Consider the following 20,805-nt stretch of genomic DNA (forward strand, 5'->3'; position numbering starts at 1 on the left):
ATGATTTCAAAATTAAAGGTGGCCTTTGTGAATGACTTTAGCTTGGCAAGATGATAAAGAATATATGTCCTATGTGGAAGATTTATTAGCAACTGACGAAGTACAAAAACTGGCAACTTACAAACAACATGTGAATTCAACTCGTTTAGAACATTCTTTAAGTGTTTCATATTATAGTTATAAATTAGCTAAACGCTGGCACGGCGATGCTCGAGCAACTGCGCGGGCAGGCTTATTACACGATTTATTTTATTATGATTGGCGGACAACTAAGTTTGATGAAGGCTCTCATGCCTATATGCATCCACGGATTGCCGTCAAAAATGCTGAAAAAATTACAGAATTGTCTCCGCTAGAAAGAGACATTATTGTGAAACACATGTGGGGAGCAACGATTGCACCGCCTCGTTACAAGGAAAGCTACATTGTAACAATGGTTGATAAATACTGTGCAGTTAAGGAAGCTTCAGAGCCCTTTACGCAAAATATGCGGAGCAAGTGGCAGCACATTTTTGCCCGAAATTAAAAAGTTTACCGAGGAAAATCGAATGGGATTTTCCTCTTTTTTTCTATTTTGAAAATTCTTCCTTGAAAATTCCGATAAATAAGCTTAAGATGACGAAGAATTCAAAAGTTTGGAGGAATTATGGTGAAGCTTAATTATTTAATTGTGGCTGCTTTTGCCTTTATTGGCGGAAATGTGCGCTACTTAGTCGGCTTTATTTTCCCAAAAATTGGCGATTTTCCAATTGGCACATTGATGGTCAATCTTGTTGGCTGTTTTCTTTTTAGCTGGCTGGTAAAACATATTATGGTGGACCGAGATTGGAATGGTCGGTTAATCCTTGGCGTTGGCACCGGTTTTTGCGGAGCTTTGACAACTTTTTCTTCCTTTGCTTTAGATGCAGCACAATTATTGTCGGGCAATCATTATTTGTTAGCTGTGATTTATTTAGTGGCTTCAATTTTCGGGGGATTGTTGATGGCATTTCTCGGTGAATATGTGTATTCACCAAGGAGGCTTGCCCAATGAACTTTCTTTTAGTCGGCACTGGCGCTGCGATGGGGGCCTTGATTCGCTACAGTATTAATTTACTATTTGAAAAGCTGCCACATCCTTACCCTTTTGCTACCCAAATAATTAATCTTAGCGGTGCTTTTTTATTAGGTATTTTTGCAGGAATGAATTTGTCTAACAGCCTATATTTATTATTGGGAACTGGCTTGATGGGGGGCTACACAACTTTTTCGACGCTAAATTTTGAGCTGTTTATTTTATTAAAGGAAAACCGCAAATTATTTTATTGGTATTTTACGATTACGTATGTGGTGGGAATGGTCCTTTGCTTTGCCGGTTTAGTTGTTGGAAAAATCTTAGCTTAACATTTGAAAAATTTAAAAAACTAATCCCAGCTCGTATCAGATTCTTGATAAGGGCTGGGATTTTTTTATGAAAAGAGCAGACTGATAAGGGCGAAGAGTATGACGAAGGCTAAGAAAAATAAAAACACGATGATGTGGCGCTTTTTATGTAAAGCGACAATTGCGACAAATTCCCGCAAAAAAGCATTGGGGAGATAATAGCCAGCCGTTTTGGCACCGATGCCGTCTGCTTTAATTTTAGCTTGGCGGGCAAATAAACCCGCACGAAAAATATGAAAATTATTCGATGTGAAAATCGCATTGTAGGGCTGATCGGAACCAGCATCCATAATTTCTTTTGAGAACTTCATATTCTCCAAGGTTGTTCTTGAATTAGTTTCCATCAGGATATCTTCAGCTGCAATTCCTTGTTCAAGGGCATAGGCCCGCATCGCTTCAGCTTCTGAAACACTTTCATCACTGCCTTTACCCCCAGACATCAAAATCATTGGCGTCTTCATAGTCGCCCGCTTTTGAGCTTTATAAAACTGAATCGCCTTATCAATTCGCTTGGCTAATAGTGGCGTAACCGTTTTACCATCAATCAAACCGGCCCCTAAAACAATAATATAATCTTGATTGTATTTAGGACGGTTAAACTGATAAAGAACTGAAATTGTCAGGTAATTGTAAAAGACGACAAAGAAATAGCCCAGCATCAATGGCACAATGAAAAATAGAATCGCTAACCAATCTGGTAGATGGGAAAGAACAAAAAGTTCAATTAAAAGGTAAATTGTGAGACCAATTCCCAAAAGAAGCGTCAGCAGATTTGCTAAAGAAAAGGATTCTTTTTTTAAGACGAGATAGCTGTTCCAATATAAAAAGAGAATCAGGGCGTAAATACCAAAGGCTAAGGTAAATAAGATAGCCAAACCAATCACTGACAACAATCCACCGAGAAAAATACTTTGTGCCTCAAACATGACAAACAGCAGATAGCTACCAAAGCTCATCAAAAAAAAGTTGAAGAGCAGGCCGTTAATTAGTCGCCGTTTCTCCCTAAAATAGCTAATAGCAAAAATGCTGAAAAAGACTAGTGGCAGCAGAAAAAAATAGCTGCCCTCTCGATATTCTAAAAATAAAGTGTAGGCCAGCAGCGCGAGGCCTGAAAAAAGTAAAATATAAAAAAAGCTGCTATTTAATAGTTTCCTTCGCTGCCAAACATAAATGCCAATGACACCCAGCAGGTATCCGATAAAAAAGATAATTTCTAAATTAAAATTCATAACCAAGCTCCTGTACTCAATGAACTGACAAGCAGTTCTTTATCTGCTTTATAGTATAGCAAAAAATTCTTTGAAACGATAAAAAAGTGGTTGTGCTGCAAGTCTTTTTCCTGATGCCTTAACCTAAACGAATTGGCGGTATCTTTGTTACTGGAAATTTTGAAATTACATTCAGTGCTATTTGCCAAAACGTATAAAACTTGTTCGAAATTTTTTTTTAGTAGACTAGGATTAAGTCTTAGATTACAACTGCAAGGCCAACTAAATCTTCCGTGAAGTATTTAAGTTCTAGTGGCAAGGCAAAAAAACAGATAGCAGCTTATCAATCAAGCTTGCTACCTGCTTTCAATTTGTTAAAACTTAGTTTATTTCTTTTAACCAATTAAATCGTTGAGCCAGTTCGTAAGGCTGCGGGCGATTCTAATGAAAAAGTTTGCCTTAAGCACTTCTTGAGTGGTGACTAGTTCAACGGTTTGAACATTGTCCGCTTCGTTGAGATAACCAAGGGTGTCATCAGGGTTGCTAACAGTAGCAGTGCCGACTGTCAGGCCATTACTGACAGGAGCGGCTAATTCATTGTCAGTGACTAATGAGTCATCTAAGCTAACCTCATAAGCAACGTTACTTGAATCTGCGCCATTTTTTACCCATAAAGTTACGCTGCCTTCAACGGCAATCGGAACGGTCATTTCTTCGCCGTCAGGGACAGCCAAAGTTTCTAAGTCAGGAACTGTAGCATCTGCAAGACTTATTTCCTGACGGGACCAAGTGTTGTAGCAATAATCCATTAGCAGTCCCGTTTGAGTAAAACGGGCGCCGGTATCTGTATCAGTGCCACCGGCATTTAAAATGACGGTGATGACGCGAGTGCCATTTTGTTCCATGGTGCCGACAAAACATTCGCCGGCAAAATCAGTTGTCCCAGTTTTTAAGCCATCAACGCCGGCCTTTTCATATAAAAAGCCTGGCAGCATCCAATTCCAATTGGTCATTTCTGTTTCAGAAGCGGTGCCGGCGGAAAAAACCATTGAAGTTACCGAGGTGGTCTCTAAGACTTCCGGAAAATCATTAATTAAATGCTGGGCAACAATTGCCACATCTTTAGCAGACATCATATTTTCATCATCGGCAGCACTGCCGGGATAAATATTTTCTCCAAGATAAGAATTATTCAGACCTGAGCTGTTGACGATTTTTGCATCGTCAATGCCCCATTCTGTTAATTTTGCCTTCATCATGTCGACAAAATTCGACTCACTGCCAGCGATATACTCACCCATCGCGGCAACTGCGGCATTGGCCGAAGCGATCAAGCCCGCTTGATAAAGCTCTCGAACCGAATAAGTTTGATTGGTATACAAAGGAACATTTGACAGCTCCCAGTTTAAACTCAAGGCACCAGTGTATTCCGAAATCGGCACCTGATCTTCCCAAGAAATTGTGCCACTAGTCACACTCTCTAAAATTAAATAGGTACTTAAAATTTTCGTGACTGAGGCGATGCCCAGTGGGGTGTCCCCATTTTGATCATATAAAATTTTGCCGGTTTCGGCATCGATGGCAAGCGCAGCACCAGCATTGACGGAAAAATCATTTTCCTCCGCTTTGACAGCAAGCGGACTGACAAACAGTACCGTAACAAAGGCTAGTAACCAAGCAATAATTTTTATTTTTTTATGGGCCATTTCCAAACTCCTTAGACGAATCATGCCATTATTTTTTTTAGACAACGTACTTATTTTTAAAATACCGTTTTTAAGTGTATCAAAGCTGACAAGGCTAGGCAAGCCGTCAGAAGAAACTTAATAAAAAAGTTTGAGGGGGTGGGGGTAGAACACAAAAAAATCTGCAAATACGAGTAAAGCCGCATTTGCAGATTTTTATTCAATTTTTGTTTTAACGTTCATCTTTTTTAATTCTAACAGGTACTTTTTGACGTTGGCTTTCTTGATTGGTATACAGCACAAGTCCGAAAAGTGACAGGCCGCTTAACACAACTAAACTTAAGACACTAAAAATAATTTCCATAACTTTCCCTACTTTCTATCTTCCAGTGAATGCTTCACTAGTCCTTCATTTCTTATCTACATTATAACATGACTTTTGTTAACTCTATATGAATTTGCCCGTAATTTATGAAGAAAAAAGCGTTTTAACAAAATGTTAAGAATCCGTCTTAGAAAATAATTGTTACAAAAGAGATATTAAAGAGGCTAGCGATAGGATGGGTGCTAGCCTCAAAGGAAAATGAAAAAAGATAATTGGATTAGGTTGGGATTACCTATGTCAAAAGAATAAAACAAGGAGCTTAAATGAAACTTAAAATAAGTTAGTTGCGTAAAAATAATTCAAAAAAATTTTAAGGACAAGTATCCACCAAAAACTAGCGGGAACTTTTTATTTTTGAAAATGACAGAATTAAGCAACGTTATTCTTTAGGTTGGACCAAAGCTGCTGGTTTTTTTCCTTTTGCAACACACGGCTGATGACGACAAAGGCAATTGCAAAAGTGATTAAGATTAGACCATTGACGGCAGCGCCTTGATAAAAACTAGGACCATACTGACTGGTTTCGGCAATCTGACTGTTCAAATCAACAAACCAATAGGTCGGTGTGAACATCGCAATATTTTTGACAAAGCTTGGTAAATATTCCACTGGGACTAAGACGCCACTAATAAAACAGCTACCCAGAATATAGATATTGTTAACGATGGTAATTACCATATCTCTTTTAGAAAGCTGGGCAATTAATTGCGAGAAGGTGACCGCTGTTAAAAAGAACAGACCACTGCTTAAACAAAAAAGCAAAGTTGTGAAGGAAAATACCATACCAGTAATCACGAAGTTATAAGTTAAAAAGACTAATAGGGTAATCAGACTAAAGAGCAACAGGCCTTTTCCCAGCTGTCCATTAAAATTTTTAGCAGAGAGAGGGGCCAGTCGATTTCGTTCACGGATTTCTGGGCGGTTAAAACTTAAATAAATCGTAGCAATCCCAGAAAAGATTGTACCAAAAAGTCCATAAGCTAGAAGGTTATAAATATTGGCAGCAGTTTGACGCCAGTTGTTCTCAGCGTATGTCGAATCGCTGACCAGTGTTCCGGTAATTTTCAAATTTTCTGCTGTTTGCGTTAATAAAACAGAGAGTGTCTCCTCCTGCTGCATTTCATTGAAAGTTTGCAAAGTATTGAGATATTGATTGACTCGTGTTTCTAAAAGGCTTGTCCCAAAACTTCCAGGTTGCGTCTGGACTGCTAGTGTTGCATCAGTATTTCCCGACAGAAAGCTTTCACTAAAGTCGGCGGGAATCGTTAAAATATAATCTGTTTTTCCAAAATACAAAGCGTCATCACGGGCTTTTTGATTATCCGCCAAAGTAACTAGCCTGCTCTGGCTCGCTAGATAATCTGACAAGCTTTGGCCGATGTCTCCTTGATCGTGGTTATAAATGGAAATTTTTGAATTGGTTAAATCAAGGGTGGTATTGTCTGTAAAATTTCTTGCATTAAAACCAGAAATAGCCACATTGATTAAAACAATCAGCAGCAGACTCCAACGATTTTTTTTGATGATATAAAGCATGGCTTTAAAGATACTCATACTGTGCCCGCCTTTCAAAGAGAAATTCGCTGATGGAGAGCAAGGCTGCCAAAGCGATGAGGCAAAAGAGATTTATATAAAAGGAATCCAACGATTGATAGTAAAGCAATTGATAAAAGCTTTCGCTAATTAAGTTAACAGGGTTTAAATAGTTTAAAAATGGCAGATATTTGGCAATTAAATCCCGTGGATACGAACCGAACATACCGGCAAATAAGCTCATAAGCATTGTCAAGGCTAAGCCGACATTTTCTTGTTGAAGGAGGGGTATCTTCAAACGATTAGCAAGAAAGGCCCCTAAAACGAGGGCATTGTAGGAACCGAGAGCAGTAACCACTAAAATCCATTGCCAGCGGGAGCCAAAGTTGACTTGATAGACCAGATTGAAAAAGCCAATTACCAAAAGAATTTCTACAAAAAATATGGTAAAGGCAGCACAAGTGTTGGCAGTATTGACCAAAAGCTTATTGGCAGGAATTAGGGAAAAGCGAATGCCTCTAGCCGATTTATCGGCCTGCTCATCCACGCTATTCTTCAAGCCCCAGAGAAAGCCAAACATGCAGGCCATGCCAATCAAAGTAAAAAAGTAAAAACTTTTTTGGTCGTTGGCCGAAAGCTCCCCATCCGCCTGCAAATAATTTACTGGCTCCAAAAACTGAGCCAGCTGTTCATTAGAAAAAGTTTGACCAGTTGCGGTAATTTGTGCCAGTAAATCTTGTTGCTGCAAAAATTGATCTAAAAAAGCCTGCAGCAATTTTTGTGGTGTTTGATCGGAATTAATTTGCAGAGAAATTTCTTGATCAGAAAAATAATAAATCCCGCTGACTTCGCCTTCTTCTAAAGCTTGCAGCGCAGCTTTTTCGCTCATGGAAACCGGCTTGAACAATGCCGTCCCTTGATTGTCAATGCTGCCGAGGGCTTCAGCAAATTGGTTTTCTTCTGAGGTAGCTTGCCCGACAAAAGCAACGTCACTAGCAGTAACTACTTCAGCATTGTCAATATTACCAAAGGCCGCTTGGAAAAACCAACCGAGAATTAAGGGAAACATCAAAGTCCAAAACAGTAGGTCTCGTCGCTGTAATAAAATTTTTAAACGAAAGCGATATAAGTGCTGAAACATCTAATCCCCCCTTTAATCCCGCAAGGCTTTGCCGGTAATTTCTAAAAAGACATCGTTTAAAGTAACTTCTTGGGTATGAATACTGCCAAAATCCAGTTGCTGAGTGCTGAAAAAACTCAGCAGTTCCAATAAAGTTTTCTTTAAATGAGTAGTGTGTAACGTCAGAAAAATCTGGTCGTATTCTGTTTCGATAATATCAGGTTGGCCAGCTAAGTATTTTTTCAGTGAATCGCTGAAAAAGGGCAGCTCAATCACTAATTTTTCTGTGGTGCGAATCATTTGCTTCAGTTCTTCTTTGCTGCCTTCAGCAATAACTTCTCCTTGATCAAGAATCACAATATGATTGCAGAGGCTTTCGACTTCCTCCATATAATGAGTCGTGTAGACGATGGTCGCTCCTTGTTCATTTAAAATCCGAATGCTTTCGAGAATTTTATTGCGGCTTTGAGGATCGACAGCGACAGTCGGTTCATCTAAAAAAATTAATTCTGGTTTATGCACAATGCCACAAGCAATATTTAAGCGGCGCTTTAAACCGCCGCTAAGCTTAGCGGGAACAAAATTGCGAAATTCCTCTAAGCCGACTAACTCGATGACTTCAGCCACATGCTGTTTACGAGTTGCTTTATCCGCAATATAAAGCCCGCAGTAGTAATCGATATTTTGCTCGGCTGTCAGCTCTGAAAAAACTGCAACCTCTTGGGGAACCACGCCAATCCGTCGTTTTAAATCATATTTATCAGGGGCCATTTCTTCGCCAAATAATTTTATCGATCCCTTGTCGTAGCTTAAAAGCGAAAGCATACAGTTGATGGCTGTACTTTTGCCGCTGCCATTTGGTCCTAATAGACCAAGGCGTTCTCCTTTTTTGACCTTCAAGTTAAAATGGTTTAAAGCCATCAAAGAGCCGTAGCGTTTTACGAGATTTTCTACTTCAATAATCATTCGGCTGCCTCTTTTCTTTTTCTTGTTACTATGACTATAATAAATAAAATCAAGCTAGCCTAGTGTCTGTCGGCCAAACAGCAGGTGACAATTGTCACATTAAGGAGTCCTATGAAGCAGTTACCCTATCAAAATATTTGGGAAAATAGTTTTTTTCTGCTCTTTGCAGTTTTTCTATTAGTTGGACAAGTTGACGCAAGGGTCATTGTCCTGTGGTTGTTGGTAACCCTGATTCTTTGTGGACTAATTTATTTAAAGCCTGTGAACTTTCTAAAAGAAATTCTCGTTACTTTTTTTCTAGCAGTGGGACTTTTTTATCCGCTATTATTCGTTTTTTTGCCAACGGTGACCGGCTTTTATCTGACCGTCACTCCGCAAAAAAAATGGCAGCAAATTAGTCTTGTCCTGATTAGTGTTACAGTTTTGTTGGCCGATTTATCCAGTCAATTGAAAATTTTAGTTTTATTATTGATGGTAGCCAGCAGTTATCTAGCTTGGCACCGTTTGTTGCAAACAGATATGCAACAAAATTATTTACGGTTAAAAGACGACAGCTGGGAGCAACAGCATATCTTAACAGAAAAAAATAGCCAGCTGCTGTCCACCCAAGAACAGCTGATTGAATTGGAAATCACTAAAGAACGCAACCGTATTGCTAGAGATATTCATGACAATGTCGGCCACCTATTATCCAGTGCGCTATTGCAACTTGGAGCTATTCAGACTTTAAACCAACAGGAAACATTACAACAGCCCTTGTCATTATTGAATGACACAGTCAATCAAGGCATGTCTAGCATCCGCAATAGTGTGCACAATACTTATCAAATTTCTGTCACATTAGCTGACGGTCTACAGCTACTCCTGCAGGATTTTTATGGGGCTGAGGTGAAAGTTAGCGGCAATTTTCAAGATTTTCCGCAAGAGTATGCCCAGCCTTTGCTGATGATTATTAAAGAAGCTTTGGCCAATGTTATGAAGCACAGTAACGCTGACACAGTGAGGATTGAATTTAGTCAGCTGCCAGCGTTTTACAAGTGCACAATTCAAGATAATGGAACGCTGCAGAAAACGAGTCAGTCACAAGGTATTGGACTTTTGAGTATTCAAAAACGTTTGGAAGATTTTACCGGGCAACTGCATACTCACGCCAGTGAAAAAGGATTTTCGTTACAGGTTATCTTGCCGAAGCTGGATAAACCCAAAGAAAATGAGGAGGAAGTTGAATGATACAAATTGTGGTCGTTGACGATGATTATCTAGTCACTACTTCTTTAAAAACGATAGTTGAGGCTGAGGGCAAGATTCAGGTGGTAGCTAGCGGCCATTCTGGGCAAGAGGCTGAGGCGCTTTATCAAAAATGGCAACCAGATGTCCTTTTATTGGATATTCGGATGGCAGAAGGCAGTGGGATTCAAGCTGCTGAAAATATTTTGACTGCCAATCCGCAGGCAAAAATTTTATTATTGACGACTTTTTCGGATGAAGAATATATTCAAAAAGCTTTAGAAATTGGCGTCAAGGGGTATTTAATTAAACAAGATTTGTCCGCTATTGTGCCGGCAATTTTAGCTGTGGTCAATCAGCAGGTTGTTTTTGGTAGTCAGATTGTTGAAAAGCTGCCGAGTATTTTAAAACCGGCAGCGGCTAAACCTGATTTTTCTTTATCTGAACAGGAGGAAACAATTTTAATTCAAGTGGCCAACGGACTGAATAATAAAGAAATAGCCGCCGCCTTATTTCTCAGTGAAGGAACCGTCCGTAATTATATCAGTCGGCTATTGGATAAATTGAACTTGCGGGATCGCACGCAGCTGGCTGTTTTTTATTATCGAGAATACAGCAAATAAAAAAACACCTTAGAAATTTTACAAGACAGCGGACACGACCTCAACAGTGAGATAAAAAATCTAGCTGATTGAAGACAGGTAACTGCGTTGTAATTTCTGAGGTGTTTACTTGTTAGGGAACAATAATTTTGACAGTCTCGACTCCCGGCAATTCCACAATCCGGTAATTTTCCTTTTGGACAAAATGACCTTCCACACCAAAGCGCCTTTTTAAATCGCTCAAAATTTCTTGGTCGGTCCATTGGCGGGCGGGATAATGTTGGACTAAATTTTCATTGATAATAAAAACAAAGTCATGGTTTAAGGCAGTGGCAACTGCCTCAGGTAATTTTTCTAAGTAATTGGCTTGCATTGGACACCTCCATCTCAGTCTATTTTAACGGATATTTTTGCTTCTTGCACAAATTTTGCTGACAATCGCGCCTTTTTTCGGTACACTAGCTCTTAGGCAAAAAACAGAAAAGAAGGTCGTTCATTTTGGATATATATTTAAAAAAAGCAATTATGCATTTAATCGATAGAGAAAGTAATTTACCCGTGTTTTCTCAAGTTGAATTAGACTTGACCACCGAATATATTCGGGATTTTTTAACGAAAAAAATTACTAAGGTTTCTTCTGCCCAGACCAAAACTGGGATTTTAGCAGAAGACAGCGCAGTTGCAGAATTATTGCAAACTGTCTCAGAGGATTTTATCAGCGTCAGCGAAAAATTGACGGAGCGCTGGTTTGGCTTCTATGGACAGAGTGAAGATGGTCCCAGTGCCGATATTTTTGTCGTGCTCTATGAAGAAGACACTCAGCTTTATTTGGCTTTCTTGAAGGCCAACTATCACGAAGCTTATACCCATTATGTCGATAGCGAGACTGGGGCGATTGAAAATAAATTAATTTTAAATCGCGGTATATTGGGTTCCAAAACCCAAAAGGCGGATGAAGCGCTGATTGTCAACGTTAGCAATTTAAGTTTTGAGCTGATTGAAAAACGCTACACCTTTTCTGGCGAGAAAAAAGCCTATTTTTCGGAATCTGTGATTGAAACTCAACCAGCACCTTCCCTTGAAGAAAATACCGAAGTCATCAAAAAAGTTGCCAAGCAAATCGGTAAAAAATTTGACGAGGATGAATTTGAAATTTTAGCCGATGTCAAAGAAGCGATGTATGACAGCATCGAGGAAACTGGTTTTGTTGAAGCCGAAAAAATCGCTCAAAAAGTTTTCAAGGATAATATCTCTGCCCAAATGGCCTTCAAAGAAGAGGTTAAAGAGGCTGGCTTTGTTGAAGAATTACAGCCGGTCAAAGAGATTCAGGAAATTTCCGAAAAACGTTTTGGCAAACAAAAATTCAAACTCTCCAACGGAATTGAACTAATCGTGCCGGTGGATGTTTACCGCAATCCAGATTTCATTGAATTTATGAATAATCCAGACGGAACGGTTTCTGTCATGATTAAAAATGTGGATGAGGTTATTAATCGTTTGTAAGCAAAAGCTAGTTTGTTGTAAAAAAAAATTTTTATTTCATCAGGTCTGCTTGAGAAGGGGGATTAGCGTGGGAACATTTGAGATTAAAGAAGATTTTTTGTTGGATGGTCAGCCAATTAAACTGATCAGTGGGGCCATTCATTATTTTCGGATGACGCCGGGCCAGTGGGAAGACAGTTTATATAATTTGAAGGCGTTAGGGGCCAATACCGTAGAGACCTATATCCCTTGGAATTTACATGAACCGGTTGAAGGTCAATTTGATTTTTCTGGCTTAAAAGATGTGACGGCCTTTATTCAATTGGCGCAAAAAATGGAGTTGTTCGTCATCCTGCGGCCTTCGGCGTACATTTGTGCTGAATGGGATTTTGGTGGTCTGCCCTCTTGGCTACTAAACTATCCAGGAATTCGATTAAGATCAACAGATGCGATTTTTATGGAAAAAGTCAGCAATTATTTTTCCGTCCTTTTGCCAAAATTAGCGCCACTGCAAATTTCTGAAGGTGGCCCCGTAATTATGATGCAAATTGAAAACGAATACGGTTCCTATGGCATGGAAAAAGCTTATCTAAAAGAAACCAAAAAAATTATGACGGACAATGGTATCACAGTACCGTTATTCACTGCCGACGGAGATTGGCCAGAGGTTTTAGATGCCGGCAGCCTGATTGAAGAAGATGTTTTTGTCACGGGGAATTTTGGCAGTCACGCCAAAGAAAATGCTGCTAAAATCCAACAGTTTATGGCCAAGCACGGCAAAAACTGGCCAGTGATGTGCATGGAGTTTTGGGATGGCTGGTTTAATCTATGGGGCAATGAAATTATTCGGCGCCAGCCAGCTGAGGTTGCCGCCGAGGTGAAAGCAATGCTAGCAGTGGGCTCGATTAATTTTTATATGTTTCATGGAGGCACTAATTTTGGCTTTTATAATGGTTGTAGCGTCACTCAAGGAAAAGATTTTCCTCAAGTGACGAGCTATGATTATGATGCACTGTTGACGGAATGGGGTACGCCCACAGAAAAATATTTTGCAGTCCAAAAAGCGATAAAAGAAATTTGCCCGAATGTTTGGCAGGCAGAGCCCCGCAGTAAAACCTTTACTAATTTTGGTAGTTTTCCTGTGAAGGACAGTGTTTCCTTGTTTAACACAGTTACTGCGATGGCAACAGAGCAGCGTTCAGTTTATCCTTTAACAATGGAAGCAGCGGGCAGTGGCTTAGGTTATATCCTGTATTCTGCTGATTTAAAAAACTATCAGCAGGAAAATCGGCTGCAGCTAGTGGAGGCGAGTGACCGGGGACAAATTTTTATCAATAATCATTTTCATAGCACGCAATATCATGAAACGATGGGTGCAGAAATACGGTATCATAACAAGCAGCAAAAAGAGAGCACCAATGTAAAAATTTTGCTGGAAAATTTAGGCCGGGTTAATTACGGTTATAAATTAAATGCGCCCACTCAACAAAAAGGGATGCGGGGCGGATTAATCCATGATATTCATTTTCATCAAGGTTTTACTCAGTATGCATTGGATTTTTCTTTTGAACAATTGGCAAAAATTGATTTCACAGCCGCCGCTGATTATCGACAGCCTTCTTTTTATAAGTTTGAAGTAGAATTAGCTGAGCCAAAGGACAGTTTTATTGATTGCTCGGATTATGGTAAGGGGATAGTCGCTGTTAATGGATTCAATTTAGGTCGCTATTGGCAGCTTGGGCCGACTCAGTATCTTTATTGTCCAAAGGAGTTTTTGCAGCAGGGGTTAAACGAGATTATTGTTTTTGAAACAGAAGGAGTAAAAATTGACACCCTGAGCTTTAGCGACCAGCCAGTCTATGGAAAAGATTAATAAAAAAAGGCTGGTATGGTATTTTATTCTTCTTTTAGTAATAATCACACTAGGAAATTTTTGTCGTTTATTTTAAACCATGGAACTTTTTTGAGATAAATCAAACAATTGAAGGAAAACAAAAATGAGAGCTCCCACTTTTTTGGGTAGCTCTCATTTTTAGTATTAATTTAATTGTGTCAAAGCTTGATCCGGCACATCGTCTTGGCTGACTTCTTCCCAGCTGATAACGCCTTTGCGTTCATTGACTAATAATTTCAGGTAGGCATCTTTTCTTAACGGATTTTCCCGGCTTTCATGCAGGTTCACATCTTTTTCGGCACCATCTTGGTCGTAAGCCGCTTGATCATAATCGTAAAAGGTAAACGTTTCGCCGCTGTCGCTGGTTTCTGTTGATCTTTCACCATCTGTCACAATTTTCGTATAATAAGTATCGCCGCCGTAGTAGTAATTATAAGCAAAATAGCTGCCGCCAATAAAGACTGCTAAAATAGCGATAAAGCCAATTATTTTTTTCACATTCTTCACCTCGTACACTATTATAAACAAAGCATAGCGAAATGCCATCTTCTCAGCCTATTTTTGGCTAACAATTTTGTTAGATGAAAATAACTAAATTGTTTAGATTCTCTTATGGCGAAGGTCTTTAGTTTGTAGATTGGCGGCTTTGTGCTAAACTATGGACTGTAATCTTCTACTGTTGCTTTGAGGTTGTAAACGAAACAAAATTAGTGTCAGGTTTTGTTAAGAAGTCGTTTTAATTGACTCTGACTAGTTTTGACCTATAATAACATCATAAGCTTCATGTTACGGAGAGAAGCCAACCCTGATTCTTGAAGGAATCAATTTATAGGAGGTATTTTAGATCATGGCAAAAGAACATTATGATAGAAGTAAACCACACGTTAACATTGGTACAATCGGACACGTTGACCACGGTAAAACAACTTTAACAGCAGCCATCACGAACGCTTTAGCTAAAAAAGGTTTAGCGAGCGCACAAGATTACGCAAGTATTGATGCCGCTCCTGAAGAACGTGAACGTGGAATTACCATTAACACTGCCCACGTTGAGTATGAAACTGACAAACGTCACTACGCGCATATCGATGCACCAGGACACGCGGACTACGTTAAAAATATGATTACTGGGGCAGCCCAAATGGATGGTGCTATCTTAGTGGTATCCGCAACAGATGGCCCAATGCCACAAACTCGTGAACACATTTTGCTTTCTCGTCAAGTTGGTGTTAAATACTTAATTGTTTTCTTAAACAAAATCGATTTAGTGGATGACGAAGAATTAATCGACTTGGTTGAAATGGAAGTTCGTGAATTATTAACTGAATATGGTTTCCCAGGCGACGATATTCCAGTTGTAAAAGGTTCTGCTTTGAAAGCTCTTGAAGGCGATGCTGATTACGAAAAAGTTATTTATGACTTAATGGATATTGTGGATGATTACATTCCAACTCCAGAACGTGATACTGACAAGCCTTTATTATTACCAGTCGAAGATGTTTTCTCAATCACTGGTCGTGGTACAGTTGCTTCAGGTCGTATCGACCGTGGTGTGGTTAAAACTGGTGACGAAATTGAAATCGTAGGGATTGCTCCTGAAACTAAAAAAGCAGTTGTAACCGGTGTGGAAATGTTCCGTAAAACTTTGGATTACGGTGAAGCTGGTGATAACGTTGGGATTTTACTCCGTGGTATCCAACGGGATGAAATTCAACGTGGTCAAGTTATTGCAAAACCAGGTTCAATTACACCACATACTAAATTCTCTGCAGAAATTTACGTATTGACCAAAGAAGAAGGCGGACGTCATACACCATTCTTTAACAACTACCGTCCACAATTCTACTTCCGGACAACTGACGTAACAGGTAATATTATTTTACCTGAAGGCACTGAAATGGTTATGCCAGGCGATAACGTTACAATTGATGTTGAATTAATTCACCCAATTGCTGTTGAAAACGGAACAACCTTCTCAATTCGTGAAGGCGGCCGGACAGTTGGTTCAGGTATCGTTACTTCAATTGAAAAATAAAAATTTTTTATCCTGATTCCTTTATGGAGTCAGGATTTTTTTTGCCAAAAAGTAACAAATGTACTGCAAAATTTGTGAAATTATTTTTAAATTTTACTACTAAATCAGAAATCATAAGGATATAATAAAATAAAAGCGTTTACTCTTTTAAAAAAAGTTTGAAAGGGGTTTTAAGATGGGTAGTATTTTAAATACTCTGAAGATTTTTAAAGGCGGAGCAGCGGTTCCCCACAATAAAGAAACTGCAGAGTTTGCAACCCGTAAAATTGCGGCACCGGAGATGGTTATTCTCCCGTTACAGCAACATATTGGCGCAGCTTGTGAAGCAATCGTCAAGAAAAAAGATATCGTAGCTATTGGGCAAGTTATCGCCGAAAGTTCAGCGATGATTTCGGCACCAATCCATGCACCTATTTCAGGAAAGGTTAAACAAATTAAACCGATTTTATTAGCCAACGGTCAGAGCTGTGACGCCATTTACATCGAAAGTGATGGCGAAAATACTTTTTTTACTCCTGAACAACCGCAAAAAATCACAAACTTAGCTGAGCTACTCACCGCCGCCCGCAACAGCGGCATAGTTGGTATTGGCGGGGCTGGTTTTCCGCTCCATGCCAAATTAACAATTCCTAAAGAGCAGCAAATTGATTTTTTAGTGATTAATGGAGCCGAGTGTGAGCCATTTATTACTTCAGATTTTCGGGAAATGGTGGAGGCGCCAAACCAAATTATTCGGGGTATTGAAACGGTTTTGAAATTTCTTGAAATTCCCCAAGCAATTATTGGTATTGAAAAAAACAAACCGCAGGCCCTTGAGGAGTTGCAGGCGGCAGTTGATTTAGCAGGAGCCGAAAATATTTCGGTGATGGCTTTACCGAGCCGTTATCCCCAAGGGGCCGAAAAAATGTTAATCTACGTAACGACTGGTCGCAAAGTAGCGATGGGCAAGTTGCCCTCCCATGACGGCTGTCTCGTGTTAAATGTTTCCACCATCTCTCAGTTTCAACATTATTTAGAAACCAGTCAGCCCTTGACCAACAAGCGTTTGACGATTGCCGGTGACAATATAAAAAATCAACAAAATGTGCTGGTGCCTATTGGAATGAAGCTTGCCGATGTCATCGAAGACTGCGGCGGTATGTTGGAAGCAGAAGGCAAAATAATTCTCGGTGGACCAATGATGGGAATTGCTCAATATTCCTTGGAGTTGCCAGTGACTAAGCAAAATAATGCCTTGTTGGCTTTCAAAGAAAAATCCGCTGCATTACCGGAAGGATATCCCTGTATTCGCTGCGGTCGTTGCGGGCAAGCCTGTCCACTTTCTCTTTTACCAATGCAAATTGAACGAGCTGTCAAGCTCAAGGATGCTCCTGATTTGGAAAAATTACAGGTCGCAAATTGTATGGAGTGCGGTTGCTGTTCGTTTGTGTGTCCTTCCAATCGCAAACTAGTTCAATACATGCGTCAAGGGAAATTAGTGCAAAGGGAGGCGGTTAAATGAGTCAACTGCAAGTGTCAGCATCACCCCATATTCATAATGGCAGTTCGACCCCGACAATTATGCGGGACGTCGTGATTGCTCTCGTACCAGCCATAATTGCTAGCGGAATTATTTTTGGGCCACGGGCATTATTACTTATCGCTGTGACCGTTGCTGCCTGTGTGATTAGCGAATATCTCAGTCGCAAAATTTTAAAACGCAGTAATTCTATCAGAGATTTAACGGCGGTTATCACGGGAATTTTATTAGCTTTAAATCTGCCGGTCAGCTTGCCCTTGTGGATGGCAGCGTTAGGCGGTGTAATTGCAATTGTGATTGTTAAACAATTTTTCGGGGGCATCGGTCAAAATTTTGTCAATCCAGCGATTGCCGCTCGCATCATTCTCTTGATGTCTTTTGCCTCTCAGATGAGCGATTGGGTTGTTCCCTTTGAATATTCTCAACGAATCGACGTCACAACTACGGCGACTTATCTTTCGGGTGCAGAAAGTTCGTTGCCTTCGTTAATAGATATGTTCTTAGGTGTTCGCAGCGGTAGTTTAGGAGAAACTTGTGGGCTTGCGTTACTTCTCGGCGGGGCCTATTTGATTTTCCGCAAAGTAATTTCGCCGCTGATTCCCACAGTTTTTATTGGAACAGTTGCTCTCTTGAGTTTTTTATTGGGAGGCAATCCGCTCTATCATGTATTGGCTGGAGGTTTATTGTTGGGAGCCATTTTCATGGCGACTGATTATACCACATCGCCGGTCACTAGAAATGGCAAAATCATCTTCGCTGTCGGCTGTGGCGTAATCACCGTAGCAATTCGTTTTTTTGCCGCTTTGCCAGAAGGGGTTTCATACGCTATTTTATTAATGAATATTTTAGTGCCCCTGATTGAAAATCTGACGATTCCTAAGACCTTTGGACGGGAGGTAAAGCAGCGTGAAAACTAAAGACAGTAAATCAATTTTAACAGCCACAATCTGTCTGGTTACCATTTGTCTAGTGGTGACTCTTTGTGTCGCTGGTACTCGCTATGTTTTTGCAGAGCGCATTGCTGAACAGGAATGGCAGCAAAAACAAGCAGTGATGGCAGAATTAATTGCCGCATCTAGCTATGAAGAAATTATTTTAACAGATGGCGAAGTTGCCTATGAAGCCAAAAATGGTTCTGAGGTTAGCGGCTATCTTTTTGAAACCGCCGCTTATGGATATGGCAGTGATGTCTCCGTGATGACGGCAATTTATCAAGGTGAAGTATTAGGGGTTGCTGTCTTAGATGCCAGCAATGAAACCCCCGGGCTCGGTCAGAACGTCACAAATCTAAGTTTTTTAGAACAGTTTAATCAATTAAGCACCCGACCAGTTGTCACTAAGACTGGAAACGGCACTGCTGGCGAGATTGTGGCCGTGACAGGCGCTACAAAAACTTCAAATGCAGTGGTCGCTGCCGTTAACGAAGCTCTCGATTTATCTGAATTAATTCCCTAAAAGGGAGGAGGAAAGGTATTGGAAAAACAAAAATTATTTCCGATTTTTAGTAAAGGAATTATTAAAGAAAATCCTGTTTTAAAATTAGTTTTAGGTACTTGTCCTGCCTTAGCCGTAACAACCTCTGCATTTAATGGCTTGGGAATGGGAGTGGCGGCAACCGTTGTTTTATTAGGTTCCAATGTGGTAATTTCGCTGTTGCGGAAAGTTATTCCGCCGCAGGTTAGAATTCCCGCCTTCATCACAATTATTGCGGGCTTTGTGACAGTGGTTCAATTTTTAGTGAAGGCTTTAGCGCCTGCTTTAGATGCTACCTTGGGTATTTATTTGCCACTGATTGTGGTTAACTGCATCATTTTAGGACGAGCAGAAGCATACGCCAAAGACAATCCAGTTTTGTATTCGGCTTTAGATGGTCTTGGCATGGGGGTTGGTTTTACTGCAGCGCTCTTTTTAATGGGAGCCATTAGAGAATTAATCGGCAGCGGCACCTTGCTTGGCCTAACAATCGCAGCCAATTGGATTACGCCAATGACTATCTTATTGCTACCCCCGGGTGGATTTTTTGTTTTTGGGATGTTGGTGATGGTTGTGAATAAATACAGCAAATATCAAGCCCGCAAATTAGAATGTGCAAGTTGTCCGATTGCGGAAGTTTGCGATCCAAACGCGCTTCAAGAAAAACAGAATGGAGGGGATGACTCATGCAAGCCTTCGTAACGATTTTAGTAGCCGGTGTGCTCACGGATAATTTTGTCCTATCGCAGTTTTTGGGGATCTGTCCCTTCTTAGGAGTTTCCAAGAAATTAAATACGGCTGTCGGGATGTCGATTGCCGTGACTTTTGTCATGGTGATTGCTACACTCGCGACCTATCCGATTTACACCATGATTTTAGTGCCGGCCGGGTTAGATTATTTGCAGACAATCGTCTTCATTTTATTGATTGCCGCTTTAGTTCAATTGGTAGAGGTCATCTTAAAAAAATACATGTCTGCTTTGTATAATGCTTTAGGGATTTATTTGCCATTGATTACGACTAACTGTGCTGTATTGGGAGTATCGATTTTAAACTTCTCCAAAAGTTATAGCTATCTTGAATCCATTTTTAACGCCTTTAGTGCAGGTTTGGGTTTTTTAGTGGCGATGGTGATTTTTGCCGGTGTACGACAACGCTTAGAAGCAAATGATATTCCTGAAAACTTGAAGGGTCTGCCAATCACTTTGGTTTCAGCTGCTTTAGTATCCCTATCATTTTTAGGTTTCGCTGGTTTGGCGGAAGGATTATTCCAGTAGAGGAGGCTTGTCAATGTTTGAAAGTATTTTTTATCCGGTCATATTAGTCGGCCTGCTCGGTTTAATTGCTGGGGTTGGCTTGTCGATTGCCACGATTGTGTTCCGCACACCGGAGGATCCTAAAGAAACTGAATTGCGAGCGGCTCTGCCAGGAATTAACTGCGGTGCCTGTGGTTTTTCCGGTTGCGATGGTTATGCCAAAGCAATGGCAGCAGATGAAGCTGGTGGTGGTTTATGCACCCCAGGCGGAGCAGAAACGCAAGAAAAATTGGCGGCAATTTTAGGCGAAACGGCTGGCAGTTTCCAAAAGACCGCTGCCTTTGTTCGCTGCAATGGGCAGTGTCAATTTACCCAAACCAAGATGGATTATCAAGGGGCAAAAACCTGCTACGCTGCCAATCAAGTTTTCGGCGGTCAAGGGAGTTGTCAACAAAGCTGTCTAGGGTATGGCGATTGTCTTGTTAGTTGTGACTATGATGCCATTGAAATGATTGACGGTGTGGCAAAAATTAAGCCGAATAAATGTGTTGGCTGTTTGAAATGTATTAGCGCTTGTCCAAAGCTATTAATCAAAATGCTACCAGCCGAAAATACGGCAATTGTCACTTGCTCTAATACTGAGCGGGGCGGGGGCGTCAAGAAAATTTGTAGTGTCGGCTGCATTACCTGCAGCAAATGCGTCAAAGTATGTCCTGAAAACGCAATTGAAATCGTCGAGAATCTGGCGGTGATTAACCCTGATTTATGTACTAATTGCGGAGAGTGTGTGATCGCTTGCCCACAAAATTGTATTTTGCAAATGCAGGGGACAACTGCCGTCACAAAAGAAATTTTAGCTGGATAATTTGAAGGTCATTTTTTGCTCAATTTCTTTGTGAAGAAATTGAGCTTATTTTTTTGGCATTTTTTTCGCAAATGAAAATCTTCATCAATTTGAAAAGAAATTTTATTTTTTTGGGAGGAATTGTCTTAGGGAG

Annotated in this window: 22 protein-coding genes; 14 read left to right on the top strand and 8 right to left on the bottom strand. The window is 40.3% G+C overall.

Features of this window, described 5'->3' with window-relative positions:
• Positions 1 to 31: 31 nt before the first annotated feature.
• From ORH16_RS12035 to ORH16_RS12045, 3 genes are all read left to right on the top strand, one after another.
• On the top strand, positions 32 to 526 hold the full coding sequence (locus ORH16_RS12035; RefSeq protein WP_265459083.1) for an HD domain-containing protein: 495 nt from the start codon (positions 32 to 34) through the stop codon (positions 524 to 526).
• 123 nt (positions 527 to 649) lie between these two features.
• A complete protein-coding gene (locus ORH16_RS12040) occupies positions 650 to 1,033 on the top strand; it encodes a fluoride efflux transporter FluC (protein ID WP_265459084.1) in 384 nt (127 codons plus the stop codon).
• Positions 1,030 to 1,383 (top strand): fluoride efflux transporter FluC, encoded by a 354-nt coding sequence (locus ORH16_RS12045; protein ID WP_265459085.1) that lies wholly within the window; start codon positions 1,030 to 1,032, stop codon positions 1,381 to 1,383. Before ORH16_RS12040 ends, ORH16_RS12045 begins: the two co-directional genes overlap by 4 nt.
• A gap of 65 nt (positions 1,384 to 1,448) precedes the next feature.
• Here the strand turns inward: ORH16_RS12045 and ORH16_RS12050 are convergent, their stop codons facing one another.
• From ORH16_RS12050 to ORH16_RS12075, 6 genes are all read right to left on the bottom strand, one after another.
• Positions 1,449 to 2,651 (bottom strand): YdcF family protein, encoded by a 1,203-nt coding sequence (locus tag ORH16_RS12050; protein WP_265459086.1) that lies wholly within the window; start codon positions 2,649 to 2,651, stop codon positions 1,449 to 1,451.
• A 374-nt stretch (positions 2,652 to 3,025) separates the two neighbouring features.
• Positions 3,026 to 4,336: a serine hydrolase gene (locus ORH16_RS12055; protein ID WP_265459087.1), complete on the bottom strand. Its 1,311-nt coding sequence runs from the start codon at positions 4,334 to 4,336 to the stop codon at positions 3,026 to 3,028.
• Between the two features lie 211 nt (positions 4,337 to 4,547).
• Complete coding sequence (locus tag ORH16_RS12060; RefSeq protein ID WP_265459088.1) at positions 4,548 to 4,679, bottom strand: hypothetical protein; 132 nt, start codon at positions 4,677 to 4,679, stop codon at positions 4,548 to 4,550.
• Between the two features lie 390 nt (positions 4,680 to 5,069).
• Positions 5,070 to 6,254 (bottom strand): ABC transporter permease, encoded by a 1,185-nt coding sequence (locus ORH16_RS12065; protein ID WP_265459089.1) that lies wholly within the window; start codon positions 6,252 to 6,254, stop codon positions 5,070 to 5,072.
• Positions 6,241 to 7,374 carry an ABC transporter permease gene (locus ORH16_RS12070; protein WP_265459090.1) on the bottom strand — a complete coding sequence of 378 codons (1,134 nt, stop codon included), beginning with the start codon at positions 7,372 to 7,374 and terminating at the stop codon, positions 6,241 to 6,243. The genes ORH16_RS12065 and ORH16_RS12070 overlap by 14 nt, the downstream gene beginning before the upstream one ends.
• 12 nt (positions 7,375 to 7,386) lie before the next feature.
• Entirely contained in the window at positions 7,387 to 8,319 is a 933-nt protein-coding gene (locus ORH16_RS12075) for an ABC transporter ATP-binding protein (protein ID WP_265459091.1), read from the bottom strand.
• Between the two features lie 111 nt (positions 8,320 to 8,430).
• Here ORH16_RS12075 and ORH16_RS12080 point away from each other — a divergent pair, with 111 nt between their 5' ends.
• Both ORH16_RS12080 and ORH16_RS12085 read left to right on the top strand, forming a co-directional pair.
• Positions 8,431 to 9,549, top strand: a complete 1,119-nt coding sequence (locus ORH16_RS12080; RefSeq protein ID WP_265459092.1) for a sensor histidine kinase — start codon at positions 8,431 to 8,433, stop codon at positions 9,547 to 9,549.
• Positions 9,546 to 10,169 carry a response regulator transcription factor gene (locus ORH16_RS12085; RefSeq protein ID WP_265459093.1) on the top strand — a complete coding sequence of 208 codons (624 nt, stop codon included), beginning with the start codon at positions 9,546 to 9,548 and terminating at the stop codon, positions 10,167 to 10,169. Before ORH16_RS12080 ends, ORH16_RS12085 begins: the two co-directional genes overlap by 4 nt.
• A 112-nt stretch (positions 10,170 to 10,281) precedes the next feature.
• On the opposite strand, the gene ORH16_RS12090 is transcribed toward ORH16_RS12085, so the two are convergent.
• Positions 10,282 to 10,521, bottom strand: a complete 240-nt coding sequence (locus ORH16_RS12090) for a hypothetical protein (RefSeq protein ID WP_265459094.1) — start codon at positions 10,519 to 10,521, stop codon at positions 10,282 to 10,284.
• A 125-nt stretch (positions 10,522 to 10,646) separates the two neighbouring features.
• Between ORH16_RS12090 and ORH16_RS12095 the strand changes: the two genes are divergently transcribed.
• Complete coding sequence (locus ORH16_RS12095) at positions 10,647 to 11,651, top strand: nucleoid-associated protein (RefSeq protein WP_265459095.1); 1,005 nt, start codon at positions 10,647 to 10,649, stop codon at positions 11,649 to 11,651.
• A 67-nt stretch (positions 11,652 to 11,718) separates the two neighbouring features.
• Positions 11,719 to 13,503 (top strand): glycoside hydrolase family 35 protein, encoded by a 1,785-nt coding sequence (locus ORH16_RS12100; protein WP_265459096.1) that lies wholly within the window; start codon positions 11,719 to 11,721, stop codon positions 13,501 to 13,503.
• Between the two features lie 165 nt (positions 13,504 to 13,668).
• On the opposite strand, the gene ORH16_RS12105 is transcribed toward ORH16_RS12100, so the two are convergent.
• Positions 13,669 to 14,022 (bottom strand): YxeA family protein, encoded by a 354-nt coding sequence (locus tag ORH16_RS12105; RefSeq protein WP_265459097.1) that lies wholly within the window; start codon positions 14,020 to 14,022, stop codon positions 13,669 to 13,671.
• Between the two features lie 349 nt (positions 14,023 to 14,371).
• Between ORH16_RS12105 and tuf the strand changes: the two genes are divergently transcribed.
• The 7 genes from tuf to ORH16_RS12140 all read left to right on the top strand — a co-directional run bounded on the left by tuf (position 14,372) and on the right by ORH16_RS12140 (position 20,672).
• On the top strand, positions 14,372 to 15,559 hold the full coding sequence (tuf, locus tag ORH16_RS12110) for an elongation factor Tu (protein WP_265459098.1): 1,188 nt from the start codon (positions 14,372 to 14,374) through the stop codon (positions 15,557 to 15,559).
• 175 nt (positions 15,560 to 15,734) lie between these two features.
• The gene (gene rsxC / locus ORH16_RS12115; protein WP_265459099.1) at positions 15,735 to 17,060 is read left to right on the top strand and encodes an electron transport complex subunit RsxC; all 1,326 of its coding nucleotides are present in this window, start codon (positions 15,735 to 15,737) and stop codon (positions 17,058 to 17,060) included.
• Entirely contained in the window at positions 17,057 to 17,995 is a 939-nt protein-coding gene (locus tag ORH16_RS12120; protein ID WP_265459100.1) for an RnfABCDGE type electron transport complex subunit D, read from the top strand. Before rsxC ends, ORH16_RS12120 begins: the two co-directional genes overlap by 4 nt.
• Positions 17,985 to 18,533, top strand: a complete 549-nt coding sequence (locus ORH16_RS12125) for an FMN-binding protein (protein WP_265459101.1) — start codon at positions 17,985 to 17,987, stop codon at positions 18,531 to 18,533. Before ORH16_RS12120 ends, ORH16_RS12125 begins: the two co-directional genes overlap by 11 nt.
• Positions 18,534 to 18,551: 18 nt before the next feature.
• The gene (rsxE, locus tag ORH16_RS12130) at positions 18,552 to 19,253 is read left to right on the top strand and encodes an electron transport complex subunit RsxE (protein ID WP_265459102.1); all 702 of its coding nucleotides are present in this window, start codon (positions 18,552 to 18,554) and stop codon (positions 19,251 to 19,253) included.
• Entirely contained in the window at positions 19,238 to 19,828 is a 591-nt protein-coding gene (locus ORH16_RS12135; RefSeq protein WP_265459103.1) for an electron transport complex protein RnfA, read from the top strand. The genes rsxE and ORH16_RS12135 overlap by 16 nt, the downstream gene beginning before the upstream one ends.
• Positions 19,829 to 19,841: 13 nt before the next feature.
• Entirely contained in the window at positions 19,842 to 20,672 is an 831-nt protein-coding gene (locus ORH16_RS12140; RefSeq protein ID WP_265459104.1) for an RnfABCDGE type electron transport complex subunit B, read from the top strand.
• Positions 20,673 to 20,805 lie beyond the last annotated feature (133 nt).

The sequence above is a fragment of the Enterococcus sp. HY326 genome, from assembly GCF_026157065.1.
Lineage (GTDB): Bacteria > Bacillota > Bacilli > Lactobacillales > Enterococcaceae > HY326.

What these genes read in the sequence shown, in the direction of transcription:
- ORH16_RS12090 (WP_265459094.1), bottom strand. Translation starts at nt 10,521, where the DNA reads ATGCAAGCCAATTACTTAGAAAAATTACCTGAGGCAGTTGCCACTGCC.
- ORH16_RS12060 (WP_265459088.1), bottom strand. Translation starts at nt 4,679, where the DNA reads ATGGAAATTATTTTTAGTGTCTTAAGTTTAGTTGTGTTAAGCGGCCTG.
- ORH16_RS12055 (WP_265459087.1), bottom strand. Translation starts at nt 4,336, where the DNA reads ATGGCCCATAAAAAAATAAAAATTATTGCTTGGTTACTAGCCTTTGTT.
- ORH16_RS12135 (WP_265459103.1), top strand. Translation starts at nt 19,238, where the DNA reads ATGCAAGCCTTCGTAACGATTTTAGTAGCCGGTGTGCTCACGGATAAT.
- ORH16_RS12085 (WP_265459093.1), top strand. Translation starts at nt 9,546, where the DNA reads ATGATACAAATTGTGGTCGTTGACGATGATTATCTAGTCACTACTTCT.
- ORH16_RS12065 (WP_265459089.1), bottom strand. Translation starts at nt 6,254, where the DNA reads ATGAGTATCTTTAAAGCCATGCTTTATATCATCAAAAAAAATCGTTGG.
- tuf (WP_265459098.1), top strand. Translation starts at nt 14,372, where the DNA reads ATGGCAAAAGAACATTATGATAGAAGTAAACCACACGTTAACATTGGT.
- ORH16_RS12120 (WP_265459100.1), top strand. Translation starts at nt 17,057, where the DNA reads ATGAGTCAACTGCAAGTGTCAGCATCACCCCATATTCATAATGGCAGT.
- ORH16_RS12075 (WP_265459091.1), bottom strand. Translation starts at nt 8,319, where the DNA reads ATGATTATTGAAGTAGAAAATCTCGTAAAACGCTACGGCTCTTTGATG.
- ORH16_RS12045 (WP_265459085.1), top strand. Translation starts at nt 1,030, where the DNA reads ATGAACTTTCTTTTAGTCGGCACTGGCGCTGCGATGGGGGCCTTGATT.
- ORH16_RS12140 (WP_265459104.1), top strand. Translation starts at nt 19,842, where the DNA reads ATGTTTGAAAGTATTTTTTATCCGGTCATATTAGTCGGCCTGCTCGGT.
- ORH16_RS12080 (WP_265459092.1), top strand. Translation starts at nt 8,431, where the DNA reads ATGAAGCAGTTACCCTATCAAAATATTTGGGAAAATAGTTTTTTTCTG.
- ORH16_RS12050 (WP_265459086.1), bottom strand. Translation starts at nt 2,651, where the DNA reads ATGAATTTTAATTTAGAAATTATCTTTTTTATCGGATACCTGCTGGGT.
- rsxC (WP_265459099.1), top strand. Translation starts at nt 15,735, where the DNA reads ATGGGTAGTATTTTAAATACTCTGAAGATTTTTAAAGGCGGAGCAGCG.
- ORH16_RS12035 (WP_265459083.1), top strand. Translation starts at nt 32, where the DNA reads ATGACTTTAGCTTGGCAAGATGATAAAGAATATATGTCCTATGTGGAA.
- ORH16_RS12070 (WP_265459090.1), bottom strand. Translation starts at nt 7,374, where the DNA reads ATGTTTCAGCACTTATATCGCTTTCGTTTAAAAATTTTATTACAGCGA.